Genomic DNA, 7148 nt, shown 5'->3' on the forward strand with positions numbered 1-7148 from the left:
TCAATGTCCGCCTGCCGGCGCTTCTTCTGACGATGCGACCTCGGTTTCCGCCGCGGACGAACCCGTGCTGCCGCCGTAGACGACAGGAGCGAGGTTTGCTTCGGCAAGCCAGAAGTCGCGCTTGGCGTTGACCGCGAGGATGTTGGATTCGATCTTCTCCCGAGCGTCGGAGATCAGTTCGAACGTGCTGGTGATCATGCCGTTGTAGGTCAGCAACGACTGCTCCTCGATCGCCTTGCGCAGCGGAAGGACGCTGTTTCGGTAGTGGCGGGCAATGTCGTAGTTCGACCTGTAGGCCACGTAAGCGGAGCGCGCTTCCGAGCGGACGTTGACTGCGAGCTCCGCGAGCCGGTTTGCCGCCCGCATGTAGGCAAGCTCGCCCTTGCGCAGGCGCGCCTGGCCGGAATCAAAGATTGGGATCGTAAACTCAAGACCTGCCGTCTTCGAAATATCCGAGACGATCTCGTCGTCTTCGCGCTCGCGCTCCTTTTCGACCATGCCGACAAGTTCGATGTCGGTGACGATACGCGTTGCATCCTCAAGCTTGTAGGACTGAGCCGTCGCCTGCAGTTCCAGGCGAGCCACCTGCAGGTCCATCCGCTTGTGGATCGCCTCGGCCTCGATATCGTCCCGCCTGATCAGGGCCTTCGGAAGCGGGGGCAGACGGTTCGGGATCTGGAATTCGATGTCCGAACCCGAAAGGCCCATCAGCCGGACCAATTCCTCCTTGGCGAGCTTGGCAGACAGGCGGGCCTTCGCGGTCTCGCCCGCCAGTTCGGCGTAGAAGACGTGCTCTCTGGCCTGGTCCGCCTTCGTCATCGACCCGGCTTCGCCGATCTTCTTGGCCAGCTCGGAAGCAGCATCGGCAGCCGCCTTCGCCTGGTTCAGATGGGCGACGTTTTCCCATGCCGCGACGGCCTCGATCCATGCTCTGCGGGTCTCCGCCGCAAGCGAGATCGTCGCGAGCGCGGCATTGAGCTGGGCTTGCCTGAAGCGGGTCTCGGCCAGCTTCATGTCCCTGTCGTAGGTCGCCAGCGCCAGGATGTTGGCGGCGATGGCGCCCTCGAGCATGCGATAGGCTCCCAGCCCCGGCGTTCCGATTCCCGAAACGCCGACGGAGAAGGTTGGAAACACCGACAACTGCGTCTGCCACGCGTCGGCGGCGCTGTCGCCAAGGTCGGCATAGGCCGCCTGCAGGCCCCTGTTGTTCAGGAGCGCGACCTGCACGGCCGTTTCGGCGTCGATGGTCTTCTTCGCCATCAGCGCCTTCACGCGTGCCCGTGCCTCGGCGGCCTGCTGCTGGTTCTGGATCCAGACCGTCTGCTTGCCGGTGGCGTCGCCGCTCTTCAGCGACGCGTTCATGAACCCTGCGTCCTTTGCGGAGTATGCTGTGGTGCACCCCGCCGCCACGAGCGGCAGCGCCATAACCGCAACGAGCTTCATCCCCCTGGAGATCGTCATGTTCCCTCCTGCCTTGGAGCCTGGGCATCGTTGAGCCCGCGCCACGGCTTGGGATCTACGGGGATGCGGTGCGTGTAGCTTCCTATGGCGCCTTGGTACCGGACAGGAGCCGCATAGGCGGAATCGGGATGGGAGCCGGAAACGACGACTTCCGGGAGGGTGGAGGCGCAGCCGCTCACGACGAGCGGCAGTGCGGCCACCAGAAAGGATGGTTTCATTTTGGAGTTTCCGAGTATGAGGTTGCGAACGCGCTCACGTCATCGCGGACGTCGAGACGCGGCAAAACCCGCCCCGAGCGGGTACTCATGCTCAGATCTTGGGCGGCCTGTGGAGGCTAGGGCGCGTCCCGTGCACGCGAGAGTCGTTAAAAGCGCCGAACACCGTGGAGGCACTCGCAGGGACCGAAGTCTGGGAGAGTGCAGGCAGGGCTATGCTGAAGCAGAAGTCCTGGCAGCAGTCTTTATTCACCTGCTTGCCGTCGCCGCCTGCGCCGTGATGGCCGGCGTGGGCGTGCTCGCCTGGTTCTTTCTGATGTGACGTTGCTTCATCGGAGTGTACGCCGACGTGGGCTTCCACCACTACAGCGATTTCGATGTCTGAGAAGGCCGAGCCGTGCATGGCGGCATTGGCATTAGACATGGTGTAGCCGGCCAGTGATACGACGACCACCAGACGCAAGACAACCATGATCCTGTTTGCCAGGTCGCGTAGCACTGTGCTCATGCTCCTTGGGCCGCCATTCGTCCCATGCCCGTTCAGTTTGCCGATTCGTGCGGCAAAAATAAGTGTGACGGCGCGACCTTGCCGGGAGCCTGCCACCATCTCAAGCTAAGGGCTTACCTTAGGGGAAGGTCAAGCGTTTTTCTTCGTCAGCCAGTTGAATGGCCGCCCCTGCCGGGGAGGCTGAGCTGAACGGAAAGATGCTCAGGTTGTCCGCAGCCGCAGCCTAGGGTGGCGCCCGTGCGGAAGACCTTCCAGTCAGGCTTCCGGTGAACCCCGAGGGGGATCCACGGGACGGATCCGTGGAGGCGGAAACGGTGTTTGAAATCGGGGACCAGCTACGGGTTGGATATCGCGGCTATCTTCAGTGCGCCCGGTAGCACGCCATAAGATCGGGCGGATCGTCGGTCGTCATCTCCGTCGCCCCTGCGAGATGCTTTCTTTGGGCGCCCCTCAAGATGAGCGACCGGCAGTGCCTGATCGAACCCGGAACAGATCAGCGCGGTTGCGGCCATTCGGGATGTAGCCGATCGATCACGATCACATGGCTGTGGCAACGGCGGCCGCGAGGCGTGCCTTCCTGCAGATGGGGGTCTTGGTCAGGCAGGTCCTCATGGATGTGCTCGATCTCCAGGTCGGCTGAGGCGGGCCACAGGTAGAGCGCTGCGGCAAGACTGGTCACGGCGATGACGGACAGGACAATCGCCGTCTCTCCGAGGCCGATAGCGGCTCCCAGCCATCCGGCAAGCGGATAGGTGACGAGCCAGCAGGCATGCGACAACGCGAATTGCGCCGCAAACAGGGCGGGACGATCTTGCGGATGGGCGGAGCGGCGAAGCAGGCGTCCGGACGGCGTCTGAGCGGTCGAGTAACCGGCACCCAGCAGGAACCAGATCAACAGCAGCGGGAGATAGGATACGACAAAGGCCGTCGCCACGAGCCCCGCAACCAGGATCGCCGAGCCTGCCAGCATGACCTGACGGTCGGGGAACTGATCGAGCAGCCTCGGAAGGGCAAGTGCTGCCAGCATGGACCCGCCACCGAAGGCGGCAAGTGCAAGCGCCGTGTCTTCCTGCGCCAGGCCGAACGCTGCTTGGACGAAGACGACGGTATTGACAATGACCATGGAGCCCGCGGCAGAGACTGCCATGCTGATCGCGAGAAGTCCTCTTAGTCTGGGGGTGGCGAGGTAGAGGCGGATACCGCGCGTCGTACGGTCGTAGATGCTGCGGCGTTCGGGCTTGCTCGGCTTTGGCAGGGCGACGGAGATGACCAGTGCGGCAGAGGCGAGAAAGCCGATGACCGTGCCGCCAAAGAGAGAATGGAACGAGATGACGGTCAGGAGGACAACGGCCAGAGCAGGACTCACAAGGCTTTCCAGATCGTAGGCCAGGCGGGAAAGCGACAGCGCGCGCGTATAGTCCTTCTCCTCGGGGAGAACGTCGGGGATCGTTGCCTGGAATGTCGGTGTGAAGGCGGCTGAAGCTGACTGCAGCACGAAGATCAGGGTGTAGACCTGCCAGACCTCGGTGACGAATGGCAGGCAGAGTACCACGGCTGCCCGGATAAGATCGAGGGTGACCAGCATAGGGCGACGGGGAAGGAATTCGGCAAATGCGCCTGCCACCGGAGCGATGCCAACATAGGCGATCATCTTAATGGCGAGTGCTGTACCAAGGACCGCACCTGCCTCCGCGCCTGCGATTTGATACGCGAGCAAACCGAGTGCCACTGTCGCAAGTCCTGTGCCGATGAGCGCGATAACCTGCGCCATGAACAGGTGCCGGTAGGTTCGGTTCTTGAGGATGTCGAGCATGTCAGGCGCACCGTCTTTATGGCTACAGACACTTCGTGATCGTTCGAAGGATGTTGCTCGCTTAGAAAGCCGCAACGATGATAGGGCTCGTTGCCAGGAAATATAAAGTCAAGCGTCCGAGGACGTAGGAGGCTGCTCTTGCTTTGCGCAGCCTCACAGCAAACAGTTTGCAGACGGCTCCTTTCCAGTCGTTCCGACGAGGGAAAGTAATTGAGCTCGAGCTCAAGCGGCAATTATCTCCGCTTCGGCAAATTCAGCTTGAATATACAAGTCTCCTTGCCATCAGGCCCCCCAACCAAATCCCATCATACGCCATACAACCAAAGCCCCTCACGGGGCTTTTTGTCGTTTAGAGCGGCAAGGGTCCGGGGCGTCGTTGAGACTGTCGCCGGCCATCAAGGCCGTACCACCCTCCCGCTTCAAGACTTCCGAACGGCGAAGCTTGTCGGCCGGCGTGGCTTCCGCCCGGCAGGGCACATGAAGCATTTCGGCCAGGTTTGCCACGACCGATGCTCTGTCTCCGGACAGAAACTCGACGGCGAGACCGCGCGTCTTCAGGTCTGCGCGATGCAATCCGCGGCGCCGGCGCTTCGGCCAGCCGCTTTCAGCTCACGGTGAGTTGGTGCGGGATGTGGCTCAGGTTGTCAGTACGCGTGGTGTATGCAGATCGCCCATCGACGATGCGTTTCGCAGCGAACCGGTTGCTCTGTGCGAAATCGAACAATTGCCGACGGAACCCCACGGTACAGGTGCAGTCAGACGATGACCTTGTTTAGTGGCCCGCTGCTCCACGCCACTGCCGTGGCATGACCTATAAGGTCCAGTGAACTGCATGCGTCTTGTCCGAGCCGTGGTTCTCCAGTTGCGTCGGAGGGAGCCGCATGATTGCTTTGAGGCCCGGATGATTGTCTGCCAGTTCGATGTCTCCACCGTGGTGCCGTACGATTGCACGCGCAATCGACATCCCAAGTCCGACGCCTCCCGTTTCCCGGCTGCGTGACTTTTCGAGACGGAAGAATGGCGAAAAGACCGCCTCTCGCAATGCAGGCGGGATGCCGGGTCCGTGATCCTCTATGATGATGTCAAGCGACGAGGGAAGCCTGCTTACGGAGACCCTGGCCCCACCACCATAGCGGACAGCGTTTTCGACAAGATTGCGGATGGCCCTGCGCAATCCGTCGGGCCGGCATCGGTAGGTGTAACTGCTTCCTTCCAGATACTCGACCTTCTGGCCGAGCTCGGCGAGATCTTCGCACACGCTCTCCACCAGAGCGGTCAGATCGACGTTTCGCGTTGCCTCCGCCGTGGCTTCGCCCCGGGCGAACGCAACCATGGCTTCGGTCATCACCTGGATCTCATCGATCGTTTCAGTCATCCTCTTTTGCAGTTCCGGATCGTCGACGAATTCCGCGCGCAGGCGCAGGGAGGTGAGCGGCGTCCGCAGGTCGTGGCCGATGGCGGCCAGCATGCGGATGCGGTCCTCCACAAATCTGTGAAGCCGGTCCTGCATGCGGTTGAAGGCTTCTGCCATCTGCCGGATGTCATCCGGTCCTTCCTCCGGCAGCGAAGGCACGGTTTCGCCTCGTCCCAAGGCCTCAGCCGATACCGTGAGTTGCCGCAGCGGTCGCGCAATCCTTTTGGCGGTGATGATGCCGATGACCGAGAGGATCGCAGCAGCGATCGCGAGCATGATGAGCGGCTCCTGCCACGTGTTCTGCATGAGCTTGTAGTGGGCAGAGTTGAGCCAGACGCCGTCATTGAGCCTGACCGCCAGGCCAAGGCCGTTCGCATGTCCGAATGACACAAACAGAGCATCATGAGGCAGATCCCAGATCGGTCCGGAGGGGATCGTCCAGCCCTGGCTCGCATGCGCGGGCCTGAAGACGTCCATATCCGAAGGCACCTCCACCGAGGGAGGATCAAGTCCCCATTGCTGCGGAAAATGAATGAGATTGGCCAAAGGGCGCGCCAGTTCCCGGGCCGCCCTGTCGCTCCAGGCCAACGCCGACTTCGGTGCCTCCGGGCTCAGCCAGAACCTCGAATAGGTGGTTTCCGTGGCAAGCAGTGCCTCCTGCCGCAGAGCGACCGGAATGGATTCCATCAGCCTGGTGATAGAGGCCGTCCTGCTGAAGAATTCGCTCTTCATGGCCGATTTGAGCGCTTTTTCCCGCTCATCCCAAGACAGCAGGAAGACCACGGCCTGTGACACCAGCAGTGCCAGCAGCATGAAGCCGACGAATTGTGCGGCAAGGCTCCGTCTCCACCAGTACCTCACGAAATGACGACCTCCGCCGTGAAACAATATCCGCCACCCCAATGGGTCCGGATGTAGCTTGGACTTTTCGGGTCCTGTTCCACCTTCTTGCGAAGGCGGCTGACCTGATTGTCGATGCTGCGATCAAAGATCTCGGCATTGCGGCCCGCGGTCAGATCCAGCAATTGGTCTCGGCTCAGGACGATACCCGGATGTTCGAGGAAGGCCTTCAGAAGGCGGAATTCGGCAGTGCTCAGGGCGATCGCGATACCGTCGGGGCCGGTCAGCTCGTGGCGGCCGACATCCAGCGTCCACCGGTCGAACTTGATGGCCTTGGCTTTGATCAGCTGTCGCTCCTGCAGTGGCAGGCTGTGAACCCGACGGAGAACCGCCCGAATGCGCGCCAGCAACTCGCGGGGATTGAAGGGCTTGACGAGATAGTCGTCGGCCCCCAGCTCCAATCCAACAATTCGGTCGGTGTCTTCCGACATGGCTGTCAGGAAAATGATGGGCACCTGTGTCGATGCGCGCAATTCGCGGCAGAGGCTGATGCCGTCTTCCCCGGGCATCATGATGTCGAGCACAATCAGGTCGAGTGCATTTCCCGCGAGAAGCTTGCGCAACGCCGGGCCACCGTCGGCAAGACTTACGCGAAAGCCCTGCTGCGACAGATATTTGCCGACAAGGTCGCGAATATCCCTGTGGTCGTCGACAACGGCGATATGGGGAGCGGTGTCCATCCTTCGGCTTGCTTTCCCTTGGTCTATTCGGCGCCCAGCAACCTTTGTTGCACAACATGTCTTCGCCTCAAAGAGCCGGGTCATCTCCGCCTGAGCGGCGTCTTTGCCCTTGAGAGGCCCGGGAGTCCGCCGGCCAGAAGGATCCGGCGGACTCCGA

At 61.7% G+C, this 7148-nt stretch carries 6 protein-coding genes; all 6 read right to left on the minus strand.

All coding sequences use genetic code 11. The features are described 5' to 3' along the window. The 6 genes from EO99_RS0124115 to EO99_RS0124145 all read right to left on the minus strand — a co-directional run bounded on the left by EO99_RS0124115 (position 1) and on the right by EO99_RS0124145 (position 6991). Positions 1 to 1461 (minus strand): TolC family protein, encoded by a 1461-nt coding sequence (locus EO99_RS0124115; protein ID WP_029621114.1) that lies wholly within the window; start codon positions 1459 to 1461, stop codon positions 1 to 3. Next, entirely contained in the window at positions 1458 to 1679 is a 222-nt protein-coding gene (locus EO99_RS0124120; protein WP_029621115.1) for a hypothetical protein, read from the minus strand. Before EO99_RS0124120 ends, EO99_RS0124115 begins: the two co-directional genes overlap by 4 nt. Before the next feature lie 91 nt (positions 1680 to 1770). Beyond that, positions 1771 to 2184: a hypothetical protein gene (locus tag EO99_RS0124125; protein ID WP_051680064.1), complete on the minus strand. Its 414-nt coding sequence runs from the start codon at positions 2182 to 2184 to the stop codon at positions 1771 to 1773. 493 nt (positions 2185 to 2677) lie between these two features. Next, positions 2678 to 3997 (minus strand): MFS transporter, encoded by a 1320-nt coding sequence (locus EO99_RS0124130; protein ID WP_029621117.1) that lies wholly within the window; start codon positions 3995 to 3997, stop codon positions 2678 to 2680. 811 nt (positions 3998 to 4808) lie between these two features. Then, positions 4809 to 6272 (minus strand): sensor histidine kinase, encoded by a 1464-nt coding sequence (locus tag EO99_RS0124140; RefSeq protein ID WP_029621119.1) that lies wholly within the window; start codon positions 6270 to 6272, stop codon positions 4809 to 4811. Next, on the minus strand, positions 6269 to 6991 hold the full coding sequence (locus EO99_RS0124145) for a response regulator (RefSeq protein ID WP_029621120.1): 723 nt from the start codon (positions 6989 to 6991) through the stop codon (positions 6269 to 6271). Before EO99_RS0124145 ends, EO99_RS0124140 begins: the two co-directional genes overlap by 4 nt. Between the last annotated feature and the right edge of the window lie 157 nt (positions 6992 to 7148).

This window comes from Pseudorhizobium marinum (genome assembly GCF_000705355.1).
GTDB lineage: Bacteria > Pseudomonadota > Alphaproteobacteria > Rhizobiales > Rhizobiaceae > Neorhizobium > Neorhizobium pelagicum.

What these genes read in the sequence shown, in the direction of transcription:
- EO99_RS0124130 (WP_029621117.1), bottom strand. Translation starts at nt 3,997, where the DNA reads ATGCTCGACATCCTCAAGAACCGAACCTACCGGCACCTGTTCATGGCG.
- EO99_RS0124145 (WP_029621120.1), bottom strand. Translation starts at nt 6,991, where the DNA reads ATGGACACCGCTCCCCATATCGCCGTTGTCGACGACCACAGGGATATT.
- EO99_RS0124115 (WP_029621114.1), bottom strand. Translation starts at nt 1,461, where the DNA reads ATGACGATCTCCAGGGGGATGAAGCTCGTTGCGGTTATGGCGCTGCCG.
- EO99_RS0124125 (WP_051680064.1), bottom strand. Translation starts at nt 2,184, where the DNA reads ATGAGCACAGTGCTACGCGACCTGGCAAACAGGATCATGGTTGTCTTG.
- EO99_RS0124120 (WP_029621115.1), bottom strand. Translation starts at nt 1,679, where the DNA reads ATGAAACCATCCTTTCTGGTGGCCGCACTGCCGCTCGTCGTGAGCGGC.